The sequence below is a fragment of the Sphingomonas sp. Leaf230 genome, assembly GCF_001421745.1.
GTDB lineage: Bacteria > Pseudomonadota > Alphaproteobacteria > Sphingomonadales > Sphingomonadaceae > Sphingomonas.
Genome location: NZ_LMKW01000008.1, coordinates 322,180 through 344,167, shown reverse-complemented (window position 1 = coordinate 344,167; position 21,988 = coordinate 322,180). Strand labels below are relative to the sequence as shown.

Sequence of the window (21,988 nt, the reverse complement as noted above, 5' to 3'; positions counted from 1 at the left end):
ATCTACGGTAGCGCTCACAATACTCAGGCTAACAATCAATGCAAGCATTTGTATGAGTGGTCGCGGCGAGGCTTTGCAACCGGGGCGCCATGTGCGATCTCTTAGCCAAGAAGACTGTACGGAGAGAGATGGATGCCGATCTGGGAGATGCTGAGCCATGCGCAGCACGCGGCGTTGCGCGTATCGCGCGCGCACGATGGCGAGCGGCAATTCGCGCAGATCGTCGCGGACGAATTTCTCCAGGCCGCCCCGTATTATGCGATTTTGTTCACGAAACACCCGGAAACCGGCGCCTTCTACGCAGGCGTCGTGATGGGGCTGGAACCGGGCCGCAACCTGATGGCGGTGAAGGGGGCGTTGCCCGACTACCGACCCGCCGACCTCGAACGCCAGGGCTTCTACATCACCGACGGGCAACTGGTCGTCGACCGCGAGCACGGTGTCTTCGCGGAGCCGGACGGCCAGCTTTTGTTCGACATGAACGGTGAGGCAGCGCTACCACTCAAGCGCATCCAGCAGGCGCTGCACGTCCTCCAGTCGGGCATTCCCGAGACCGATGCGCTGATCGAGCGCTTCCTCGCGCATCGCCTGCTCGAGCCGATCGACGTGACGATGAGCTTCGACGACGGCGAACATCTGACGCTCGAAGGGCTCTACACGATCAGCCTCGACGCGCTGCACGCGTTGCCCGATGCCGCAGTGCTCGACCTGTTTCGCCGTGGCGACCTGCAACTCGCCTATGCGCAGGCCGGATCGATCCGCCATCTGCGGACGCTCGGCCGGATCCGGAACAACCGGTTGGCGGACATCGGCTGATGCTGCACGAGCCGCCCGCCGACGCGTTGCGCGATCCGGAAATTTTTCAGGCCGAGGTGATGGCGCGGTGCGAGCCCGCGGTATTGCGCGGCGCGGCACGGGATTGGCCGATGCTGTCGCAGGCAACAACGCCAAGTGCTGCGCTGGACGGCGTGGTGGCGCAGCTTCGCCGTTTCGATATCGGCAAGCTCGCAGAGGTGTTCGTCGGCAAGCCCGAGATCGGCGCGCGGTATAATTACGACGCGACGCTCGCCGGGTTCAATTTCGACCGCAGCGCGGTGCCGTTCGGCGAGGCGCTGACGCGAATCCTCGACAGCGCGGCGGACCCCGGCCGGACCAGCATGTACATGGGATCGATGACCGCGGAGACGTATTTCCCCGGTATCGAGGAGACGACTCGCTTGCCGTTCGTACCGCCCGCGGTGCGCCCCCGGTTCTGGGTCGGGCACGCCTCGACGGTCGCCTGCCATTACGACACGATGGACAATGTCGCGTGCGTCGCGGCGGGGCGGCGGCGCTTCACGCTGTTCCCGCCCGACGCGATCCGCGACCTGTATGTCGGACCGATCGACCACACGCTCGCTGGCCAGCCGATCAGCCTCGCGGTCGGCAGCGAGCCCGGCGACCCGCGCTTTCCCCGCTTTGAAAACGCCCGCGACCGCGCACTGGTCGTCGAGCTGGAGCCCGGCGATGCGCTCTACGTGCCGAAACTCTGGTGGCATCAGGTCGAGGCTGTCGGCGACGTCAACGTCCTAATCAATTTCTGGTGGGACGGGTTCAGCGCTGGACCGGACCAGCCTTACACCGCCTTGCTGCTATCGCTCCTGACGATCGCCGAACGCCCGCCGGCCGAGCGCGCAGCGTGGCGCGCGTGGTTCGATCATTACGTGTTCCGCCCCGACGGCCACCCGCTCGCATTCCTCCCGCCCGAACGCCACGGCGTGCTCGGCGCGTCGAAGGCGAATTACGGGCGTATCCGAACACTGGTGATGCGTCTGCTGCGCGGCGGTTGAGAGTGTGGGCAATGTGCGGTCGTGTGGAGTTCGTACGTGGGATCGGCGACGAACTATCCGTCGTGGCAAGTGTTGCCAGTGCGGCGTCCAAGTTGCGACCGTCTCCGCACTTCCAAGCGGCAAGGCGGTCTCCGCACGCATCACGATCTGCGGCCACGCCAAGCGGATCGATTGCATGGTCGACGGCCACACGGTTTGGATGGCGGGCACGAAAATCCGCATCGCCGACATCGACACGCCGAGACCCACCCGCCGCGCTGCGCCCGCCAAGCACGGCTGGGGCAGGCGGTAGCGCTGGAGATGCAAGCGCTGCTCAACGCCGACTCCCTCACGCTGACCCAGATCAAGCGCGACGTCGATCGCTACGGCCGCAAACTACGTATCGTTGAAAGGGGAGGGGTGTCGCTGGGGGCCTTACTGGTCCGCCACGGCCTCGCGCGGCATTATGGCGGCAGCAAGCGCTCGCCTTGGTGATAGCGGGCACGAGTTGCCACTGGTCGTGATTGCAATTGAGGTGTATCCCTCAAGGATGGCCCGCGATGATGCCCTGTTCGATACGAGCGATCCCGCTGCGGAGGCTGAGGCCGACGCGCGTGCAGATGCAGCCGTGCATAGCGGACGGTTGATCAGTCACGACGCGGTCAAGGGCTGGCTATCGTCATGGGGTTCGACCGAACCTCTACCCCGACCTCGCGTCGGCGATTAGTTGCGCATCGTCTGGACGGACGATGCCGTCGCCAATCTAGAGGCGATCGTTACCTATGTCTCGGCGTTCAATCCCGCCGCCGCCAATGCATTGGGCGCGCGGCTTATCGCGGTGGCAGACAGCCTCGCGAGTTTTCCAGATCGAGGTCGCGACGTAGGCGACGGACGGCGTGAGCGGACGACGGTATGGCCGTATATTCTTCGCTACCGCGTGGTCGGCGACTGCGTAATCATCTTGCGCGTCAGGCATGGGGCGCGGGACGAGGAGGCAGAAGATGTCCAGAAAGAATGAGTCCGGGCAGCGAGCGCAACGCGATTATAATACGTGGAAGCGCGCTAAGATCGAGCGCGGGATGGCACAAGCGCGCGACCGATCGATGATGATCCCGATCGAACAGGTGTTGCGCGAACTGGCAGTTTGAACATGTCGAAGCGCTGCAATTTGCGACGCAGTTTTCACGCCGCTTTTGCGGTTAGTTCGAGGCCGAGAGCCTTGAGCGTTCGGATGACCGAGTGGAGCGGAATATCGGGCCGGGGCTTGGGCTGTTCGGCGATACCACGGACCTTGGCTACATCGGCGAGTGCGGCGGCGATCAACGTGGGGTCGCCGTCTTCGAAGAGCGCTTCGAGATAGGCGAGGATCGCGGCGTCGCTGTCGAGGTGGTCGGTGGCGTTCCAGCCGGTCGTTTCGACGGCCATCAGTGGGACTCCCAAGCCTTGGCAACGTGGCGGACAACAGCATCGGCAGTCCGTTGAAATTCAGCTTTGCCAGCCGTTTCAGTGTGGGGAGGCTGCCGCAGCCTCCCCAATTTCTGTCATCGCGGAACAAGCTGCGACGTCATTATGGCGCTATCTTCTGGGCGGGGGTGGCGGAACCGAGCCGGGATCCGACTTCCGAACGTAGCCTCCGTAATCAGGACTTGGGGGTGGTGGTGGTGGTGGCGGAGGAGGTGGCGGCGGCGGCGGCGGCGGCGGCGGCGGGGGAGGCGGCGGGGGAGGAGGTGGCGGTGGTGCTGGCGGGTTTGCCATTTGATTTCCTTTCCAAGGTTATCAGCGCGGTAGTGGATAATACAACTGACGCTGCAAACATCACGCATGCCGCATTTCGGCACCACCTTACCCATTTGACGAATGCTTCGTTACGAGTCGTTTCACTGATTAAGGCGTAATAATCACGCACAATCAGTGTTTGAAGGCGATAAGCTTTCGCCGATAGATATTGCTCTATCATGGAAAGTAGCAAGGTAATTAGAAAGGCAGCTATACCAAGGTATAGCATCTTGGCGGTCGAAAACTCGGGAAAGGACTGATCAGATCCAAATATTAAACCCGGAATCGCCAAAAGCGCGGTGGATGATATCTGGGTGATCGTACCGATCAAACCATCCTCTCGCGCCTGTCGCGCAACATCCAGTGCTGCGCACTCTGATCGCATCCATTCATAACATTTGTCTGGATCGACGTGAGCAATCGGATGTTTTCCGATCCTCGCACGCGCCAGCCTTCTCGCCTGTCTTCGAATAACCATCTGGTCAGACACAGTTGAAATGGGCTGGCGCATGCTGCCCTCTTAACTATTTGATTTTTGATGGATCATTCAGCCGCGACCGAATCGCTGAACATGTCCCGAACCTCACTCAGGTCCACATTCGCAGCCGGCCCCTTCTTCGCCGTCTGGCGCTTGTCGAACGAGTCCCAGACGTCGTTCCACTGGCCCTTGGTCGCGGCCTTCGAATACTCGGTGGCGCGCTGTTCGAAGAAGTTGGCGTGCTCGACGCCGTTGAGCATCGGGGCGAGCCAGGGCAGCGGGTGCTCGTCGATCATGTAGATCGGCTTCAGGCCGAGCTGAGTCATGCGCCAGTCGGCGATGAAGCGGATGTACTTCTTGATCTCCTTGGGGGTCATGCCGTTGACCGGGCCCATCTCGAAGGCGAGGTCGATGAAATTGTCCTCGAGGCGGATCGTCGTCTGGCAGACGTCGGCGATGTCGTCCTTCACCGCCTTGGTCAGGCACTGGCGCTCCTGACAGAAGGTGTGGAACATCTTGATGATGCCCTCGCAGTGGAGGCTCTCGTCGCGGATCGACCAGGTGACGATCTGGCCCATGCCCTTCATCTTGTTGAAGCGCGGAAAGTTCATCAGCATCGCGAACGACGCGAACAGCTGGACGCCCTCGGTGAAGCCGCCGAACATGGCCAGCGTGCGCGCGATATCCTCGTCGTTGTCGACGGTGAACTGCTGCATGTAGTCATGCTTTTCCTTCATCTCGGCATATTCGAGGAAGGCGCCGTACTCGCTCTCGGGCATACCGATGGTGTCGAGCAGATGGCTGTAGGCGGCGATGTGGACCGTCTCCATGTTGCTGAACGAGGTCAGCATCATCTTGATCTCGGTCGGCTTGAACACGCGGCCGTATTTCTCGTGGTAGCAATCCTGCACCTCGACGTCGGCCTGCGTGAAGAAGCGGAAGATCTGCGTGAGCAGGTTGCGCTCGTGATCGCTGAGCTTCTGCGCCCAATCGCGGCAATCCTCGCCCAAGGGCACTTCCTCGGGGAGCCAGTGGAGCTGCTGCTGGCGCTTCCAGAACTCGAACGCCCAAGGGTATTCGAACGGCTTGTACTGCTTGGAGGCGTGAAGGAGGGACATGGGGTAAGCCTTTCGGAAGATTGGTTTTATATCGAGAAACTGGGGGGATCAGGTCGCGTGTTTCATGTCTCGGTGCTCCATTGCCACATCGCGGCGGCGGACATCGCGAGAACGATCGCGGCGGAGGTGAGCATGATGCCGATCATGCGGAACGCGTAGGTCTGTTGCTCGGTGATGCTCGGGCTGCGCAAACGGAACAGCATCGCGGTGCCGACGATTCCGAGCACGCCTGCGACCACGAACATGATAGCTGAACCATACGTCATGCGACCAACTCGCCCGGCGCGCGTTCAGCACCCGAACCCAACACAGGAGAACGACCATGGTCGATGCAACCAAGATCCAGGAACATGCCGAAGTCATCGGCGCGGACGGCGTCCATGTCGGTACCGTCGACAAGGTCGAAGGCAACCGCATCAAGCTGACCAAGAAGGACTCGGGCGCGCAGGTCGTCGAGGGGACGGGCAGCCATGAAGGGCATCATCACTTCATCTCGCTCGGGCTGGTCGCGGATATCGAGGACGGCAAGGTCCGGCTTTCCGCCAACGCCGACGTGGCGGTGACGTTCGAAGAAGAGGCATAACGCGCTGGCGGTGCGTTCGACACGCGCCGCATAGCCTGCCCGAACCCCGGTCCGCTTCGCGCGGGCCGGGGTTTTTTGCGTCAGGCGCTCTCCGGTCCGCGTGTCACGGGCCGGGGTCACGCTTGAACGCCGAGAGGCCTTACTGGCAGGCAAGGCACTCATCGTAATCCTTCGACTCGACGTCGATCTGGCGCAGGTCGATCGTGTTGTCGGCCTCGACGCCGCCAGCGAAGCCCGCACGCTGGACCGACTTCGAACGCAGGTAATAGAGCGACTTGATGCCGAGCTCCCATGCGCGGAAGTGAAGCATCAGCAGGTCCCATTTCTCGACGTCCGCCGGGATGAACAGGTTCAGCGACTGCGCCTGGTCGATGTAGGGCGTGCGATCGGCGGCGAGTTCGAGCAGCCAGCGCTGGTCGATCTCGAAGCTCGTCTTGTAGCAGTCCTTTTCCTCGACCGAGAGGAAGTCGAGATGCTGGACCGAGCCACCCTGCTCGAGGATCGAGTTCCACACCGCGTCCGAGTTCTTCGACTTCTCGCTCAGCATCTTTTCGAGATACGGGTTCTTGATCGAGAAGCTGCCCGACAGCGTCTTGTGCGTGTAGATGTTCGCCGGGATCGGCTCGATGCATGCCGACGTGCCGCCGCAGATGATCGAGATCGACGCGGTCGGCGCGATCGCCATCTTGCAGCTGAACCGCTCCATCGCGCCGACGTCGGCGGCATCGGGGCAGGGGCCGCGCTCGATCGCGAGCTGCATCGAGGCTTCGTTGGCTTGGCTGCTGATGTGCTTGAACATGCGCAGGTTCCACGACTTTGCCATCGCGCCCTCGAACGCGAGCCCACGCGCCTGGAGGAACGAGTGGAAGCCCATCACGCCGAGCCCGACCGAGCGCTCGCGGCCCGCCGAATAGGCGGCGCGTTCCATGCCGGGTTCGTGGCGGTCGATGTAATCCTGCAGCACGTTGTCGAGGAAGCGCATGACGTCCTCGATCAGGCCCTTCTCGTCCTTCCACTGATCCCAGGTTTCGAGGTTCAGCGACGACAGGCAGCACACCGCCGTCCGCTCGTTGCCGAGGTGATCCTTGCCGGTCGGCAGCGTGATCTCGGAACACAGGTTCGAGGTCGAGACCTTGAGGCCGAGCTCGCGGTGATGCTTCGGCATCGCCTTGTTCACGTGATCGGCGAAGACGATGTACGGCTCGCCGGTCTGGAGACGCGTCTCGACGAGTTTCTGGAACAGCGAGCGCGCGTCGACGGTGGCGCGGATCGCCTGATCCTTCGGCGAGCGGAGGTGCCATTCCTCGCCGTTGCGGACGGCCTCCATAAAGGCGTCGGTGATCAGCACGCCGTGGTGGAGGTTCAAAGCCTTACGGTTGAAATCGCCGGAAGGTTTGCGGATTTCGAGGAATTCCTCGATCTCGGGGTGCGAGACGTCGAGATAGACCGCGGCCGAACCACGGCGCAGCGAACCCTGGCTGATCGCGAGCGTGAGCGAATCCATGACGCGGACGAACGGGATGATGCCGCTGGTCTTGCCGTTGAGGCCGACCGGCTCGCCGATGCCGCGGACGTTGCCCCAATAGGTGCCAATGCCGCCGCCGCGCGAGGCGAGCCAGACATTCTCGTTCCAAGTGTCGACGATCCCGCCGAGGCTGTCGGGGACCGAGTTGAGGTAGCACGAGATCGGCAGGCCGCGACCGGTGCCGCCGTTCGACAGAACGGGGGTGGCGGGCATGAACCAGAGCTTCGAGATCGCGTCGTACAGGCGCTGCGCGTGGCCGGCATCGTCGGCGTACGCCGACGCGACGCGGACGAACAGGTCCTGGTAGCTCTCGCCCGGGAGCAGGTAGCGATCCTTGAGCGTGTCCTTGCCGAACTCGGTCAGCAGCGCGTCGCGGCTATGATCGACCTCGACCGGGTAGATCTGCGCGCGCACGGAGTGGCTGTCCTGCGCCTGACGCGGGGCCTTGGGGGCCTCGGCGGCGGGCGTTGCAGTGGTCTGTTCGATCGTATCTGTGGTCATGTCGCTATCCCGGCTGCTGTCTCTGAAATCCATCGAAACCGCTCCTAGTGTTCTGTATTCGTTCGAATCGGCGTCATGTCGCCATGCTACCATCAGACGGCCCCTAACGGGAGAACAAAAAGTGACCATCGCGGCGGTGGAAGGCGCGCTTACGGTCATATCGCATATGGCTATGCGAGGGTTGTTCTACCAGCGATTGGGTCCGCCCCCGAACGCAACCCCAAGAGATTGTGCCAAAGCGCGAAGAGACGCAAGGGGGTGCGGGTGTGGTCGGGGCCTCGGTTCGTCGCGTTCGCGTGCGGGTTGGCCGAGCGGCATATTCGCGACGCGTGGACTTCTGCGGGGTTCGTGAAGCGCAAGGGGGCGAAGCGGGAACGAAAAATTATTTCGGGGTGGAAGATGGCAAATGTTGCTTTGGTTGAAGGTGGTAGAGGGGGTGACCATGACGATCCTCCCCCGCAAGGGGGAGGTGGCGCCGAAGGCGACGGAGGGGGAGGGCGCGCAGCCGAGATTTTCCCTTTCCTCCCCCTCCGTCTGGCAAGCGCCAGCCACCTCCCCCTGGCGGGGGAGGATCGAAGTCTGGTTGGTGGTTCATCCAAACCAGTTCGACGGCACCACCCCGGCGAAGGCCGGGGCCCAATCGGGGGACGGTGATAACGAAACGCGGCGCGCCGTTATGACCACCTTTCCACTTGGGCCCCGGCCTCCGCCGGGGTGGTGGCATTTGGACGAGGGGTGGCCTGCCTCTACCCCTCGATCATCGTCCGGATCTGCGTCGCCAACGCCTCCATCGCGAACGGCTTGGTGATCATCGACATCCCCGGCTCAAGGAAGCCCGACGCCAGCGCGGCATTCTCCGCATAGCCCGTCATGAACAGCACGCGGAGCCCCGGACGCAGCGCACGACCCGCATCGGCGACTTGGCGACCGTTCAGTCCTGGTAGGCCGATGTCGGTGACGAGCAGGTCGACGCGCTCCATCGTGCGCAGGCGCTCAAGCCCGGCGGGACCGTCATGTGCCTCGACCGCCTGATAGCCCAATTCGCCCAGCACCTCGACGATCAACGCGCGGACGACCGAATCGTCCTCGACCACCAGCACGATCTCGCCGGCATCGGTGACATGCTCCTGCGTCAGGCCGGGAAGCGCTTCGTCCTGCTCCGCTTCGCCGTAGTGACGCGGCAAATACAGCTTGATCGTCGTGCCCTGGCCAAGCTCGCTATAGATCCTCGCATAGCCCTCCGACTGGCGCGCGAAGCCGTAGATCATCGACAGGCCGAGCCCCGTACCCTGGCCGATCGGCTTGGTGGTGAAGAACGGCTCGAACGCCTTGGCGATCGTGTCGGCGGACATGCCGGTGCCGGTGTCGGACACGCAGATGCAGACGTAATGGCCGGGCCGGACGTCGCGCTGGCTGGCGGCGAAATGGTCGTCGAGGTGCGCGTTGCAGGTCTCGATCGTGAGCTTGCCACCATGCGGCATCGCGTCGCGCGCGTTGATGACGAGGTTGAGCAGCGAATTCTCGAGCTGGTTGGGATCGCACAATGTCGTCCACAGGCCGGCGCCGAGCACCGTCTCTAGCTCGATCTGCTCGCCGGTGGTGCGGCGAAGCAGGTCCTCGAGCGACGCGACCAACGGGTTGACCTTGACCGGGCGCGGATCGAGCGGCTGGCGGCGCGAGAACGCCAGCAGGCGGTGGGTGAGCGACGCGGCGCGGTTCGCGGCGGTGGTCGCGCCGGTGATGAAGCGATCGAGCTCGCTCACCCGGCCTTGTGCGACGCGGCGCTGGACGATCTCCAGGCTGCCGGTGATGCCCTGCAACAGGTTGTTGAAGTCGTGTGCGATGCCGCCGGTGAGTTGCCCGACCGCCTCCATCTTCTGTGCCTGGCGGAGGGCCTCCTGCGCCTCGATCAGTTCCTGGGTCCGGTCGCGGACGCGCTGTTCGAGGTCGGCATTGAGCGATTGCAGGTCGCGTTCGAGCCGCTTGCGATCGGTGACGTCCGCCCCCTCGACGAAGATGCCGACGACCGCGCCGGTCGCGTCACGGATCGGCTGGTAGACGAAATCGAGATAGCGATCGTCGACCGGACCGCCGGGTTCGGCCTGAACCGCATAGAGCATGCCGTGCGCGGTGAACGCCTCACCGTTCGCGAACACGCCGTCGAGCAGATCGAGAAACCCTTGCTCGACCGCGTCGGGCAACGCCTCGGCGACGGTGCGGCCGAGTACCTCCCGGTGGCCGACGAGCTTGCTATAGCCGGGATTGGCCAGCTCGAACCGGTGCTCGGGCCCGCGCAGCATCGCCATGAAAGTCGGCGCCTGCGCGAACATCTGGCCCATCCGCTCGCGTTCGTCACGCAGCGCGCGCTCTGCCAGGACCCGTTCGGTGCTTTCGTAGGTCGAGCAGAACATGCCCGCGACGGCGCCGCTCTCGTCCCGCACCGGCGAGTAGGAGAAGGTGAACCACGCCTGTTCGTCATATCCCTTGCGATTGGTGACGAGAGGCAGGTTCTCGAAGAACGAGGCTTCCCCCGCCAGCGCCTTGTCGACGAGCGGGCTGATGTCCGCCCACACGTCGCCCCAGATGTCGTTGAACCGTCGACCCAATGCGTGCGGATGCTTGTCGTGCAGCAGGCGCGCATAGTGATCGTTGTAGAGGAAACCCAACTCCGGGCCCCAGGCGGCGAACATCGCAAATTCCGACGCGAGCATCAGCGAGGCGATCGAGCGAAGCGACTGCGGCCAGCCTTCGATCGGGCCGAGCGGCGACGACGACCAGTCGTGGGCGCGGATCATCGCGGCCATCTCGCCGCCGCCGGTCAGGAAATCCGCGTCCGCCGGGATATCGGTCTTCATCTCAGGTCCTTGGGGCATGTGTCGGCGACAGTCCGGCAAACCCGATACCCGTTGATCGCGGCATTATCCATTGTTCGGACTATCATAGGTTAGTCACGAACATAGTTCTGTGGCCAGTTGCGTGAGCGTATCGGCACTAAAGTCCCAATCCTGTGCCGCGTCTGCATCGGGCGCCGCGCGACCGCCATATTCGAGCGGGCGAGCGACGTATGCGGTCTGCAGGCCGGCGGCGCGGGCGGCGGCGAGGTCGCTATGGTGCGCGGCGACGAGGCAGAGTTCGGCCGGATCAATCGCTAGCATGCGCGCGGTGGCGAGGTACGATTCGGCGAGCGGCTTGTAGACACGGCTGACTTCAGCCCCGAGAATCGCATCCCAGGGCAGGCCACCGTGGCGCGCCATCTCCAGCATGAGCGCAATGTTGCCATTGCTGAGCGTGACGATCGGGTACCGGGTCTTGAGGCGGGTGAGGCCCTCGACCGAGTCGGGCCAGGGATCGAGCCGGTGCCAGGCGTGAGTCAGGTCGGTGAGCGTATCTTCGTCCACCGCAGCCGGGTCGACGCCGTGGTGACGGAGCAGGTCTTCGAGTGCCTCGCGGTGGAGCGTGTCGAGAATGACGAACGGCCGCCGTCCGCTGCGGACCTCCTCGAGCGCCGGTTGATAGCGTTTGCGCCAGCCGTCGGCAAAGCGGTGCGGGTCGATGTCGCCGCGGTCGAGGCGGGCAAGGATCGGGGCGGCGTCGCGCGCGATACCGGAGCGCCAGTCGACCACGGTGCCGAACACGTCGAACGCGAGGGCTTTGATCGGGGCGCGATGTACCATGAGGGTGAGACGGTGGGAGGCGGCGGTTGGTTCCCGGGAATGGGTGGCTTCCGGGCCCTTGCGCAGGCCGCCGTTGAGCGGGGAACTCGACAATTTATCCCACCATTCTAGGAGATTACCTACCACCCCGGCGGAGGCCGGGGCCCAATTGGGAAACGTGGATTAGCGAACGTCGTTCGCTGTTACGACGACCTCTCCAATTGGGCCCCGGCCTCCGCCGGGGTGGTGGACTTTTACCGTTCTCCCGCGAAGGCGGGAGTCCAGGAGTCGCAAGCGGTCGCGCTGCTTGATCCTGGGCCCCCGCCTTCGCGGGGGAACTAGAAAGCAGACGTACCCGCCTCGTTTGATATGTCCCTACCCTTAGGGGAACTCAAACGCCGTTTTGCCCAATTCACCCAGTCCGGCGAAGACGCGCGGAGTGGCCCTGGTTCAGCCGTTCCAGGTTGAACGCCTCGTGGAACTCGATTCCCGCCTTGCCGGCGCGGGCCCAGCGGATGCGCGCGCCGAACATCTGGTCCTCGACCAGTTCGATCTGCATCTCGACGCCGTCGGGGTTGCCGTCGATCCGCAGCCCGTCGAGCATCGCGCCCGAGGTCGATATGTCGCGGATGCGAACGTCGCCGCGGACCCCGTCGATCGCGATCCGGGCGGAGCGCAGCATCTTGGTGCGCGGTGCACGGCTGACCTTGAAGCCGCTCGCGGCGGCGGTGCCGTTCTCGACTCCCAATTGCCGCAACGCCTCGTCCGCGCGGACCGGGCGGCCATAGACATAGCCCTGGATATGGCTGCACCCGAGGTCGCGGATCAGGTCGATCTCGTCCTGCACCTCGACCCCCTCGGCGGTCGTCTCCATGCCGAGCGTGTCGGCGAGCGTGACGATAGCCTTGATGATCGCGGCGTTGCGGTTGCCCGGCTCGGCCGCACCGCGCACGAACGACTGGTCGATCTTGATCTTGTCGAACGGCGCGTTGCGTAAGTAGCCGAGCGACGAATAACCGGTGCCGAAATCGTCCAACGCAAGCCGCACGCCGATCCCCTTCAGCGCCCTGAACATCTGTTCCGACGAGCGCGTCTCGTCGAGGAACACGCCTTCGGTGATCTCCAGTTCGAGGCGTCCCGCGGCGATCCCAGACTGGGCGAGCGCGCTGGTGACGAGCGCGGGCAGAGCGGGGTTGGCGAACTGGATCGGCGAGACGTTGACCGCGACGCGCACCGAGCCGGGCCAGCGCGCCGCCTCCAGGCACGCGGTCCGCAGCACCCATTCGCCGATCGCCTCGATCAGCCCGCATTCCTCCGCGACCGGGATGAAGTCGGCGGGCGAGACGAGCCCGCGCGTCGGGTGGTTCCAGCGGATCAGCGCTTCGTAGCCGACGATCTGCGCCGACTTCGTGCTGACGATCGGCTGGTAGCAGAGGTGGAACGCGCCATCTGAGATCGCCGCGCGCAGGTCATCCTCGAGCAGTTTCCGGGTGCGCGCGCCGGTCAGCATGTCGTCCGAATAGAAGCGGTGGACACCGCGGCCATCGGCTTTGGCCGCGTACAGCGCGAGATCGGCGTTACGGACGAGCGTCTCGGCGTCGTCGCCATCGTCGGGTGCGATCGCGATGCCGATCGAGCAGCCGATCGTGACCGACGTCCCGCTGATGAAATAGGGTTCGGACAGCGATGCGATCACTTCACGCGACAACGCGGCGAGCGTGTCGCGGTCGGCGATGCCGGGCAGCACGACCTGGAACTCGTCGCCGCCCAGCCGCCCGACCAGCCCCGCATCCGCGATGCCGCGCTGGAGCCGTTGCGCGACCTGCTTCAACAACGTGTCGCCCGCCTGGTGGCCCAGCGTATCGTTGACCGCCTTGAACCGATCGAGATCCATCAGGAACAACGACGTCGCGCGATAGGGACCGGTATTCTGCGCGAGCGTCTTGTCGAGCGACGATCGCATCCGCTGGCGGTTCGCGAGCCCGGTGAGCCCGTCGAACAACGCCAGCCGCGTGATCTCCGCCTCCGACCTGCGCTGTTCGGTCAGGTCGCGGCCCGAGCCGATGAACCCCTGGAAGCGGCCGAGATCGTCGACCACCGGCCTCCCTGAGATCGACCACCAGCGTTCGCAATCGGGCGAGGTCGCGGCGCACACCGAATAGTCCGAGAACGACGTGCGCGAGGCAATATGGAAGGCGAGCGTCCGTTCGGTGCCCGGCGCGTCGTTGTCCATGCGGAACAGGTCGGTGAGCGGTTGCCCGACCGCGTCGTCGGCGAGGCCGAGTTCGTCGGTGACCTTAGCGGACAGATAGGTCAGGCGGCCCTGGCGGTCGGCTTCCCAGAACCAGCCGGTACCTTGGTCCTCGAATTCGGCGACCATCCGGATCGCGAGGCGGCCTTCGTTCGCGTTCTCTGCGCGGTTCAGTTCCTGCGCGACGTCGATCCGCGCGAGGCGGTGCGCGACGATTCCCAGGCTGCCGAGGAACACGATCGCGACCACTAGCGGCATACCGATCCCCGCGCATACCGCGAGCATGACGACGATCCCAGCGCCGAGCCCAAGCGTCGCCGCGCGGACCGCATGGACGCTAACCGCCGTAACCGCGATCATCCCCAGCACCGCGACGCAGCAGGCGAGTTGCAGCGACCCCGACGGCGCGCGCGCAACGGCCCACAGAAGTGACAGCGACAGCGCTGCGATCCCCGCGACCCCGACGGTAAGCGCGCGGTTGCGCTTATAGGCAGGCCATTCGCGCAACCCCGGCAGTCGCAACACGCCGAACACACCTGCGGACAGCGCCGCCAGGATCGCGGCATGGATGCCGATCGACGGGACGATGGTGCCAAGACCGGTGGGCGGTGCGATCAGCGCAAGCGCGACGAGGAGGACGCAGCCGACCATCTGCGTGGCAACCGCGATCGGCCAGGTTTCCGCGACCTGCGCGAGCTTGCGATCGAGGAGTTCGGCAACCTGTTCGCGCGCATCCTCGCCAAGTCCGAACACGGCGGGGGCTGGCGATCGATCGCGGGCGCGGCGATCCGCGACGGGGAGGGGGGCGTACATCCAACCGTTCTGACTGGAATATCTTGCTGATACGGTAAGATCGGCGGGACGCGAAAAAAACTTCGTCCGCTCAGTGCGTTATAAAGGCGGAGAGAACGGAGTTGCGTCTGATGCCTCCGTTCCCTTCAACGCGTCAGTCCGTTTCCGGCCGCGGTGCGCCGCTCATCGTCACCGGTTGTGGCCCGCCTGCGGTGGCTTCGAGCGTCGAATCGCCCCCCAGCACGCGGTACAGCGTCACGCGGTTGCTCGCGCCGACGAGTTGCGTCGCGACGAGGTTGCGCTGTGCGGTGTACAGCGAGCGTTGCGCGTCGAGCGAGTTCAGGAACGTGTCGATCCCGCCGCGATAGCGCGCGTCCGATAGGCGGTACGTGTCGAGGGCCGCTTCGGAGAAGTTCTGGTTCGCCTTCAGTTGGTCGGCGATCGTGCCCTGCCTGGCCAACGCGTCGGCGGTCTCCTGGAACGCGGTCTGGATCGTCTTCTCGTAGGTTGCGAGCGCGGCGTCGCGTTGCGCCTTCGAATAGGCGACGCCGGCGATTCCAGCCCCTGCGCGGAAGATCGGATAGCTGACCGAGGGCGCGACCGAATAGTTGAACGCGCCGCCGCTGAACAGCGAGGTCAGCGACGTGCTGGCGAACCCGAGGATGCCGGTAAGCGAGATCTTGGGGAACAGTTCCGCGCGCGCTGCGCCGATCTCGGCGTTGGTGGCGCGGAGCTGGTATTCGGATTCGACGACGTCGGGTCGGCGCAGGAGGATGCTGCTGTCGAGCCCTGCCGGCAGCGCGGCGACGGTCGGCAGCGCCTGCTCGATCGACGTGGGCAACAGGCTAGCGTCGACGGGGGCACCGACGAGCAGTTGCAACGCGTTAACGTCTTGCGCGAGCGCGGTGCGTTGCTGCGCGAGGTCGGACTGCGCGGTGAACAGGATCTGCTGCGCCTGGCGGAGATCGGTGCGCGGGGCGACGCCGCCGCGCAGTCGGGCGTTGGTCAGCGTGACGCTGCGCTGCGAACTCGTCACCGTGTCCTGCGCGATCTTGAGCAGGCTCTGGTCCGAAGCGTAGGTGAGCCATGCGTCGGCGATGTCGCCGACGAGCGTCAGGCGGGTGGCGCGCGCGGCGGCTTCGGTCGCGAAATAGCGATCGAGCGCGGCGCTGGTGAGCGAGCGGATGCGACCGAACAGGTCGAGCTCGAAAGCGGTCGTGCCGAGGTCGACCGAGAAGGCGCTGTTCGAGCTGGAAGAACTGACGACCGATCCGGTGCCGGTGCCGGTGCCTGTCCCGGTGCCGCCTGTGCCGGTGCCGCCTGTGCCGGTGCCGCCAGTCCCTGTACCGGTCCCAGTGCCAGTTCCGGTGTTACCCGTTCCTGTTCCCGTACCGCCCGATCCGCCGCTCGTAACGGTGTTGCGCGTGCCGTTGCCGCCGCCGGAATAACTGTAGCGGCCGCTGGCATCGACCTGCGGCAACAGGTCGGCGCGCTGGATGCGGTATTGCGCGCGGGTCGAGGCGATGTTGGCGGCGGCGACGCGGAGATCGCGGTTGCTGGCGAGCGCCTGCACGATGATTTGCTGGAGCCGAGGGTCCTTGAAAACGTCGCGGTAGGTGATCGCGGGCAGCGTCGCCTCGGACTGGCGCAGATACGCGTCGCCGACCGGGAGCGACGGCGGCACGGGAAGTTCGGTCCGCGCATATTTGGGCGCGAGCGAGCAGCCGGCGAGTGCGGTCGACGCAGCGAGGATCAGGACTAGCGAGCGCATTATGCGGGCTCCGGCCGGTGAGGGCCCTGTGGTTCAGGTGGTCCGAGCGGTTCGTTGTGATCGTCATCGGATCCGTGGCCGTCATGGCCCTGGAAACCAGTCGGCTTGCCCCGCAGCTTGGCGATGCCATCACGCGCGCCGCGGCGGACGAGGACGAAGAACAGCGGGATGTAGAAGATCGCCAAGATCGTTGCGGTCAGCATGCCGCCAACCACCGCCGTACCGATCGCGATACGGCTGTTCGCGCCCGCACCGGTCGACAGTGCCAACGGCAACACGCCGAGGATGAACGCGAACGACGTCATCAGGATAGGGCGCAACCGGATCTTCGCCGCGGACAGTGCCGCCTCGATGACGCGCTTGCCCTTCTTCTCTTCCTGCTCGGCGAACTCGATCATCAGGATCGCGTTCTTCGCGGCCAGACCCATCGTCGTCAGCAGGCCGATCTGGAGATAGACGTCGTTGATGAGGCCCCTCAGCGTCACCGCGAGGATCGCGCCGACGAGGCCGAGCGGGATCACCAGCAGCACGGCGATCGGGATCGACCAGCTCTCATACAGCGCGGCGAGGCACAGGAACACGACCAGTAGCGACAGCCCGTACAGGATCGGTGCCTGACCCGAGGACAGGCGCTCCTGATACGACAAGCCCGACCACGCGACCGACGTGCCGGGGATCTGCCCAGCAAGCTCGGCGATCCGGTTCATCGCATCACCCGAGCTGACGCCCGGTGCGCCCGAACCCTGGATCTCGTACGAGGCGATGCCGTTGAAGCGCGACAGCGTAGTCGGCGCCTGGCCCCAGCTGGTCTTCGCGAACGATGAGAACGGCGCCATCTGGCCATTCGATCCGCGCACGAACCACTGGCTCAGGTCGGACGGCTGCGCGCGGAACTGCGCGTCGCCTTGAACATAGACGCGCTTGACGCGGCCGCGGTCGATGAAGTCGTTGACGTACTGACCACCCCAGGCGGTCGACAGCGTCGAGTTCACGTTGGCCTGCGTGAGGCCGAGCGTCGACAGTTTCTGCTGGTCGGCATCGACGCGCAAGGTGGCGACGTCGGGCAGCTCGGTCAGGCGAATCGCGGTCAGCGACGAGTCGGCGCGGGCGAGCGCGAGCAGCTTGTCGCGCGCGGCGTTGAACTCGACCTGGCTGAGCCCGCCGGCGTTCTGCAACTCCATCGTGAAGCCGTTCGATGAGCCGAGACCACGGACCGCCGGTGGCACCAGCGAATAGACCTGCGCGTCGCGGAAGCCGGCGAACGCCTTCGACGCGCGACCGGTGATCGCCTCCGCGGTGTTTTCCTTGCCCTTGCGATCGTCCCACGGTGCGAACGCGATGAAGCCTTGCCCCGTATTCTGGCCGCTCGCGCCGCCACCGCCGCCACCGCTGACGGTGAACATCGTCCGGACGTTGGCCTTCTCGTTGGTGTAGTAATATTGCTCGATCTGCTTCTGCAGCGCGAAGGTGCGGCCTTGCGTGGCGCCCGCGGGGAGCTGGAACTGGACGATGCCCGAGCCTTGGTCCTCGGTCGGCAGGAAGCCCGTCGGCAGCCGCAGGAACAGCACCGCGAGCACCGCGACGATCACCGCGTAGATCAGCAGGAACAGCCACTTGCGGTCGATCACCGACTGCACGGCACTGGTGTATTTCTGCGTGCCCTTCTCGAACCCGCTGTTGAACTTGTCGCCAGCGCGCGTGAAGAAATGCGCGACCTTCGGGAATTTACGTTCGCCCCAGCTCTTCTCGGTGTTGCCGTCCGCGTCCTTCTTCTTCTGCTTGAGCAGTGTCGCAGTGAGGGCAGGCGAGAGGATCAGCGCGACCAGCACCGACAGGACCATCGCCGACACCATCGTCAGCGAGAACTGGCGGTAGATCACGCCGGTGGAGCCGCCGAAGAACGCCATTGGCAGGAACACCGCCGACAGCACCAGCGCGATCGCGACCAGCGCGACGGTGATCTCGTTCATCGACTCGATCGTAGCCTCCCGAGGCGTCATTTCGGGATTTTCCTCCATCAGTCGCTCGACGTTCTCGACCACGACGATCGCGTCGTCGACCAGCAGGCCGATCGCGAGCACCAGCCCGAACAGCGTCAACGTGTTGATCGAGAAGCCGGCGAGATAGAACACGCCGAACGTGCCGAGCAGCACGACCGGGACCGCGATCGTCGGGATCAGCGTCGCGCGCCAGCTCTGCAGGAACACGAACATGACGATGACGACGAGAATGACGGCCTCGATCAGCGTCTTCACGACCTCGTCGATCGACAGCTTGATGAAGTCCGTGGTGTCGTTGGCGTAGGCGAATTTCAGGCCTGGCGGGAAGCTCTTGGCGGACTTGGCGACGAACGCCTTGACCAGTTCGGCGGTCTTGAGCGCGTCGGCGCCCGGCGCGAGAAGCACCGCGATACCGGCGCCGGGATGCGCGTTGACGCGGCTGCGCGCGTTGTAGTTCTCCGCGCCCAGTTCGATTCGGGCGACGTCGCGCAGCTTGACCACGGCGCTGTCGTTGGTCGTCTTCAGGATGATGTTGGCGAACTGCTCGGGGGTCTGGAGGCGCGACTGTGCGGTGACGGTCGCGTTCAGCATCTGCGTGTCGGGCTGGGGTTGCCCGCCGAGTTCGCCGGCGGCGACTTCGGTGTTCTGCGCCTGGATCGCGGTCGTCACGTCGCTCGGGATCAACTGGTAGCTGGCGAGCTTGTTCGGGTTCAGCCAGATCCGCATCGCGTATTGCGCGCCGAACACGTTGCTGTCGCCGATCCCCGGAATACGGCCGAGCGGGTCCTGCAGGTTCGAGACGAGATAGTCCGAAACGTCCTGGTTGGTCAGCTTGTCGGTCTCGTCATAGACGCCGACGATCAGCAAATTGTCCGGGTTCGATTTCCGCACCACGAGGCCCTGCTGCTGGACCTGTTGCGGCAGGCGGGACAGCGTCTGCTGGACCTGGTTCTGGACCTGGACCTGCGCGATATCGGGATCGGTGCCCTTCTCGAACGTCACCGTGATGTTCACCGAGCCGCGCGACGACGACGACGAGCTGAAATAGATCAGCCCGTCGATACCGGTCAGCGACTGCTCGACGACCTGCGTGACGCTGTTCTGGATCGTCTGCGCGTTGGCACCCGGGAAGGACGCGCGGACGGTCACCTGCGGCGGTGCGACGTCGGGGTACTGCGCGATCGGCAGGCTCATGATCGCGCCGATGCCGCCAAGCATCACGATGATCGCGAGCACCCAGGCGAAGATCGGGCGATCGATGAAGACACGGGATAACATAAGGGCTTAGCCGGCCTTTTTCTGGCTGGAGTCGCCACCGGAGGAGTCATCCTTGGGCGCTTCGATCTTCTGCGCGGTGTTTTCCGGCACCGGCTTCACGCCCTGGTTCGGTGCGATCTTCGACAGGCCTTGCGTGATGATCCTGTCGCCGGGGTTGAGCCCGCTGGTGACCACCCAGAACGCGCCCTGCGTGCGGTCGGCCTTGATCTTCTTCTGCACCGCCTTGTTGTTCGCATCGACGACATAGACCGTCGCATTGCCCTTCGCGTCGCGCGACACGCCCGCCTGCGGCACGAGGAACGCGCGCTGGTTGATCGCCTGCGCGAACTTGGCCTGGACGAACATGCCGGGGAGCAGCAGCCCCTGCGGATTGGGGAAGCGCGCGCGCAGCGTCACGGTGCCGGTCTCGGTATTGACCAGCGCTTCGGCGAACTCGACGCTGCCGGTCGCGCCATATTCGCTGCCGTCCTCGAGCGTCAGGCGGACTTCGGCGCGGGTCGCGACGATGCCGTTCTGGCCGAGCGAACGGCGCAGCGCGAGCAGGTCGCCCGACGATTGCTGGATGTCGACGAACATCGGATCGAGCCGCTGGATCTGCGCCAGCGGATCGGTCTGCGTCGCCGAGACGAGCGCGCCGACGGTGAACAGCGAGCGGCCGATGCGCCCGGTGATCGGCGCGGGGACGGTCGTGAACTTGAGGTTGATCTGCGCGGTCTCGAGCGCGGCGCGGGTCTGCGCGACCGAGGCGGTGGCCTGGCGCGAGGTGGCGACCGCGTTGGTGTAATCCTGCTTGCTGATCGCCTCCATCTCGGCGAGCGGCTTGTAGCGCTGTGCGAGGATGGTCTGCGCCTGCTGGTTGGCGCGCGCGCTCTGGAGGTTGGCCTGCGCCTCGTTGGCGGCGGCGCGATAGAGGCGCGGGTCAATCTCGTAGAGCGGCTGGCCCTTCTTGACGAGCGTACCCTCGGTAAAGAAGCGGCGGCGGATGATGCCGGTGACCTGGGGACGGACGTCCGAGCTTTCGAACGCGGTGGTGCGACCGCTGAGTTCGGTGGTCATCGCGACGCTGGTCGGCTGGACGACGACATAGCCGACGGTTGGCGTGCCTTGGCCCGGTTGGCCACCGCGGCCGGCCTTGCCTTGAGCCTTGTCGCCACCGCCGGAGCAGGCGGCGAGCGCCAGTGCAGGCACCAGCAGGATGGCGCACTGCCGCGCAGAAAATCGTGTGGCTATCAAGTTTGGTATCCGCTCGCGATCGGTGGTGGCAGCTGTTGGTCGGCCTAAACCACGAGGATGTACCAGAAGTATGTCAGTTGAAAAGCGCGGGTGAGAAATAGGGAAGAAAGAGTAACCTGTTTGATTGTTTACGGGTGATTTCGCGTTCGTTGCGCTTCGATGCCGAAGATTGTTTCCCCGCGAAGGCGGGGACCCAGACTGGGCTCCCGCCTTCGCGGGAGAACAAGGGGCGGGCGGGCGCCCCTATCCACACGCACCTCCAAGCAGCCACCGCACTAGAGAACCGCCGCGCCGCCCCTGAGCCACCGCACCACCCCGGCGAAGGCCGGGGCCCAATTGGGGAACGTTGCTAACGAAGGGCAGTCCCTCGTTACCACGACCTCTCCAATTGGGCCCCGGCCTTCGCCGGGGTGGTGCTTTGTGTGGGAGTCCTCCAAACCAAATTGTCGCGAGGGCGTTGAGCGGTGGGTGCCGGAACTAGCCCGGCATGACGAAAGGTGTGGGCCGATGGCTTCTATCGATGATGACAAGAAGGCGGCTGCCATTGCGGCTGTGGCCGAGGTGCAGGACGGGATGCTTGTCGGGCTTGGCACCGGATCCACTGCGGCGTTCGCAATCCAGGCGCTCGGCGATCGCGTCGCCCAAGGCTTGCAGATCCGCGCCGTCGTGACCTCGGAAGCCTCAGGCAAACTCGCCCGCGAACTCGGCATCGAGATTCTCGACTTCGCCACCATCGCCCATGTCGACCTCACGATCGACGGCGCGGACGAGATCGACTCGCGGTGCTTCGCCATCAAGGGCGCAGGCGGGGCGATGCTGCGCGAAAAGATCGTCGCCGCAGCCTCGGCACGGATGGTCGTGATCGCCGACAGCTCCAAGCGCGTCGACCGGATCGGCGCCGCCAAGCTGCCGGTCGAGGTGCTACCGTTCGCCATCGCCTATGTGATGCATGTGCTGACGGACATGGCCGCCGCCCCAAAGATCCGCGACAACTACCGGACGGACCAAGGCAATCTCGTCATCGACTGCCACTTCGCCACCCTCGACGACCCCCGTGCAACCGCCGCCACCCTTGCCGCGATCCCCGGTATTCTCGGCCACGGGCTGTTCCTCGACGAGGTCGACGCCGCATATATTGCAACGGACGGCGTCGTTACGCGACTGGAACGGATGGGTGCATCCGACTAAAGGCATCCTATGTTGGCAACCAGATCGGATGCG

At 64.9% G+C, this 21,988-nt stretch carries 19 protein-coding genes; 8 read left to right on the top strand and 11 right to left on the bottom strand.

The annotated features are described in order from the left end of the window. Positions 1-132 precede the first annotated feature (132 nt). The 6 genes from ASE82_RS07290 to ASE82_RS19360 all read left to right on the top strand — a co-directional run bounded on the left by ASE82_RS07290 (position 133) and on the right by ASE82_RS19360 (position 2,956). The gene (locus ASE82_RS07290; protein ID WP_056060855.1) at positions 133-816 is read left to right on the top strand and encodes a SapC family protein; all 684 of its coding nucleotides are present in this window, start codon (positions 133-135) and stop codon (positions 814-816) included. Further along, positions 816-1,829: a cupin-like domain-containing protein gene (locus ASE82_RS07285; RefSeq protein ID WP_056060851.1), complete on the top strand. Its 1,014-nt coding sequence runs from the start codon at positions 816-818 to the stop codon at positions 1,827-1,829. Before ASE82_RS07290 ends, ASE82_RS07285 begins: the two co-directional genes overlap by 1 nt. Before the next feature lie 13 nt (positions 1,830-1,842). Further along, the gene (locus tag ASE82_RS19685; RefSeq protein WP_162236711.1) at positions 1,843-2,121 is read left to right on the top strand and encodes a hypothetical protein; all 279 of its coding nucleotides are present in this window, start codon (positions 1,843-1,845) and stop codon (positions 2,119-2,121) included. Positions 2,122-2,129: 8 nt separating this feature from the next. After that, on the top strand, positions 2,130-2,303 hold the full coding sequence (locus ASE82_RS19365) for a hypothetical protein (protein ID WP_156348809.1): 174 nt from the start codon (positions 2,130-2,132) through the stop codon (positions 2,301-2,303). A 232-nt stretch (positions 2,304-2,535) separates the two neighbouring features. Then, a complete protein-coding gene (locus ASE82_RS07280) occupies positions 2,536-2,826 on the top strand; it encodes a type II toxin-antitoxin system RelE/ParE family toxin (RefSeq protein ID WP_056060847.1) in 291 nt (96 codons plus the stop codon). Continuing rightward, positions 2,810-2,956 (top strand): hypothetical protein, encoded by a 147-nt coding sequence (locus tag ASE82_RS19360; RefSeq protein ID WP_156348808.1) that lies wholly within the window; start codon positions 2,810-2,812, stop codon positions 2,954-2,956. The genes ASE82_RS07280 and ASE82_RS19360 overlap by 17 nt, the downstream gene beginning before the upstream one ends. 34 nt (positions 2,957-2,990) lie before the next feature. Here ASE82_RS19360 and ASE82_RS07275 read toward each other — a convergent pair whose 3' ends face one another. The 4 genes from ASE82_RS07275 to ASE82_RS07260 form a co-directional block, all read right to left on the bottom strand. Continuing rightward, positions 2,991-3,233 carry a helix-turn-helix domain-containing transcriptional regulator gene (locus tag ASE82_RS07275; protein ID WP_056060844.1) on the bottom strand — a complete coding sequence of 81 codons (243 nt, stop codon included), beginning with the start codon at positions 3,231-3,233 and terminating at the stop codon, positions 2,991-2,993. A 214-nt stretch (positions 3,234-3,447) separates the two neighbouring features. Further along, complete coding sequence (locus ASE82_RS19680; protein WP_162236709.1) at positions 3,448-4,095, bottom strand: hypothetical protein; 648 nt, start codon at positions 4,093-4,095, stop codon at positions 3,448-3,450. A gap of 32 nt (positions 4,096-4,127) precedes the next feature. After that, positions 4,128-5,180: a ribonucleotide-diphosphate reductase subunit beta gene (locus ASE82_RS07265; RefSeq protein ID WP_056060836.1), complete on the bottom strand. Its 1,053-nt coding sequence runs from the start codon at positions 5,178-5,180 to the stop codon at positions 4,128-4,130. A 62-nt stretch (positions 5,181-5,242) separates the two neighbouring features. Further along, positions 5,243-5,425 (bottom strand): hypothetical protein, encoded by a 183-nt coding sequence (locus ASE82_RS07260; protein WP_235524611.1) that lies wholly within the window; start codon positions 5,423-5,425, stop codon positions 5,243-5,245. A 77-nt stretch (positions 5,426-5,502) separates the two neighbouring features. On the opposite strand from ASE82_RS07260, the gene ASE82_RS07255 reads away from it, so the two are divergent. Further along, positions 5,503-5,763, top strand: a complete 261-nt coding sequence (locus ASE82_RS07255) for a DUF2171 domain-containing protein (RefSeq protein WP_056055125.1) — start codon at positions 5,503-5,505, stop codon at positions 5,761-5,763. Positions 5,764-5,902: 139 nt separating this feature from the next. On the opposite strand, the gene ASE82_RS07250 is transcribed toward ASE82_RS07255, so the two are convergent. From ASE82_RS07250 to ASE82_RS07220, 7 genes are all read right to left on the bottom strand, one after another. Continuing rightward, positions 5,903-7,789 (bottom strand): ribonucleoside-diphosphate reductase subunit alpha, encoded by a 1,887-nt coding sequence (locus ASE82_RS07250; RefSeq protein WP_435368548.1) that lies wholly within the window; start codon positions 7,787-7,789, stop codon positions 5,903-5,905. Between the two features lie 746 nt (positions 7,790-8,535). After that, positions 8,536-10,644, bottom strand: coding sequence for a hybrid sensor histidine kinase/response regulator (locus ASE82_RS07245; RefSeq protein WP_056060827.1), 2,109 nt, complete (start codon positions 10,642-10,644; stop codon positions 8,536-8,538). 93 nt (positions 10,645-10,737) lie between these two features. Beyond that, positions 10,738-11,463: a haloacid dehalogenase type II gene (locus tag ASE82_RS07240; RefSeq protein ID WP_056060824.1), complete on the bottom strand. Its 726-nt coding sequence runs from the start codon at positions 11,461-11,463 to the stop codon at positions 10,738-10,740. Positions 11,464-11,854: 391 nt separating this feature from the next. Continuing rightward, on the bottom strand, positions 11,855-14,506 hold the full coding sequence (locus tag ASE82_RS07235; RefSeq protein ID WP_056060821.1) for an EAL domain-containing protein: 2,652 nt from the start codon (positions 14,504-14,506) through the stop codon (positions 11,855-11,857). 133 nt (positions 14,507-14,639) lie between these two features. Next, the gene (locus tag ASE82_RS07230; protein WP_056060817.1) at positions 14,640-16,256 is read right to left on the bottom strand and encodes an efflux transporter outer membrane subunit; all 1,617 of its coding nucleotides are present in this window, start codon (positions 16,254-16,256) and stop codon (positions 14,640-14,642) included. Then, the gene (locus tag ASE82_RS07225; RefSeq protein WP_056060814.1) at positions 16,256-19,534 is read right to left on the bottom strand and encodes a multidrug efflux RND transporter permease subunit; all 3,279 of its coding nucleotides are present in this window, start codon (positions 19,532-19,534) and stop codon (positions 16,256-16,258) included. The genes ASE82_RS07230 and ASE82_RS07225 overlap by 1 nt, the downstream gene beginning before the upstream one ends. A gap of 6 nt (positions 19,535-19,540) precedes the next feature. After that, positions 19,541-20,764: an efflux RND transporter periplasmic adaptor subunit gene (locus tag ASE82_RS07220; protein WP_056061752.1), complete on the bottom strand. Its 1,224-nt coding sequence runs from the start codon at positions 20,762-20,764 to the stop codon at positions 19,541-19,543. A 510-nt stretch (positions 20,765-21,274) separates the two neighbouring features. Between ASE82_RS07220 and rpiA the strand changes: the two genes are divergently transcribed. After that, on the top strand, positions 21,275-21,955 hold the full coding sequence (rpiA, locus tag ASE82_RS07215) for a ribose-5-phosphate isomerase RpiA (RefSeq protein WP_056060811.1): 681 nt from the start codon (positions 21,275-21,277) through the stop codon (positions 21,953-21,955). Positions 21,956-21,988 lie beyond the last annotated feature (33 nt).

Excerpts from the sequence above, each read along its gene's own strand:
- ASE82_RS07230 (WP_056060817.1), bottom strand. The coding sequence starts at position 16,256 with ATGCGCTCGCTAGTCCTGATCCTCGCTGCGTCGACCGCACTCGCCGGC.
- ASE82_RS07240 (WP_056060824.1), bottom strand. The coding sequence starts at position 11,463 with ATGGTACATCGCGCCCCGATCAAAGCCCTCGCGTTCGACGTGTTCGGC.
- ASE82_RS07245 (WP_056060827.1), bottom strand. The coding sequence starts at position 10,644 with ATGAAGACCGATATCCCGGCGGACGCGGATTTCCTGACCGGCGGCGGC.
- ASE82_RS07285 (WP_056060851.1), top strand. The coding sequence starts at position 816 with ATGCTGCACGAGCCGCCCGCCGACGCGTTGCGCGATCCGGAAATTTTT.
- ASE82_RS19365 (WP_156348809.1), top strand. The coding sequence starts at position 2,130 with ATGCAAGCGCTGCTCAACGCCGACTCCCTCACGCTGACCCAGATCAAG.
- ASE82_RS07255 (WP_056055125.1), top strand. The coding sequence starts at position 5,503 with ATGGTCGATGCAACCAAGATCCAGGAACATGCCGAAGTCATCGGCGCG.
- ASE82_RS07225 (WP_056060814.1), bottom strand. The coding sequence starts at position 19,534 with ATGTTATCCCGTGTCTTCATCGATCGCCCGATCTTCGCCTGGGTGCTC.
- ASE82_RS07275 (WP_056060844.1), bottom strand. The coding sequence starts at position 3,233 with ATGGCCGTCGAAACGACCGGCTGGAACGCCACCGACCACCTCGACAGC.
- ASE82_RS07260 (WP_235524611.1), bottom strand. The coding sequence starts at position 5,425 with ATGTTCGTGGTCGCAGGCGTGCTCGGAATCGTCGGCACCGCGATGCTG.
- ASE82_RS07235 (WP_056060821.1), bottom strand. The coding sequence starts at position 14,506 with ATGTACGCCCCCCTCCCCGTCGCGGATCGCCGCGCCCGCGATCGATCG.
- ASE82_RS07250 (WP_435368548.1), bottom strand. The coding sequence starts at position 7,789 with ATGACCACAGATACGATCGAACAGACCACTGCAACGCCCGCCGCCGAG.
- rpiA (WP_056060811.1), top strand. The coding sequence starts at position 21,275 with ATGGCTTCTATCGATGATGACAAGAAGGCGGCTGCCATTGCGGCTGTG.
- ASE82_RS19360 (WP_156348808.1), top strand. The coding sequence starts at position 2,810 with ATGTCCAGAAAGAATGAGTCCGGGCAGCGAGCGCAACGCGATTATAAT.
- ASE82_RS07290 (WP_056060855.1), top strand. The coding sequence starts at position 133 with ATGCCGATCTGGGAGATGCTGAGCCATGCGCAGCACGCGGCGTTGCGC.
- ASE82_RS19680 (WP_162236709.1), bottom strand. The coding sequence starts at position 4,095 with ATGCGCCAGCCCATTTCAACTGTGTCTGACCAGATGGTTATTCGAAGA.
- ASE82_RS07265 (WP_056060836.1), bottom strand. The coding sequence starts at position 5,180 with ATGTCCCTCCTTCACGCCTCCAAGCAGTACAAGCCGTTCGAATACCCT.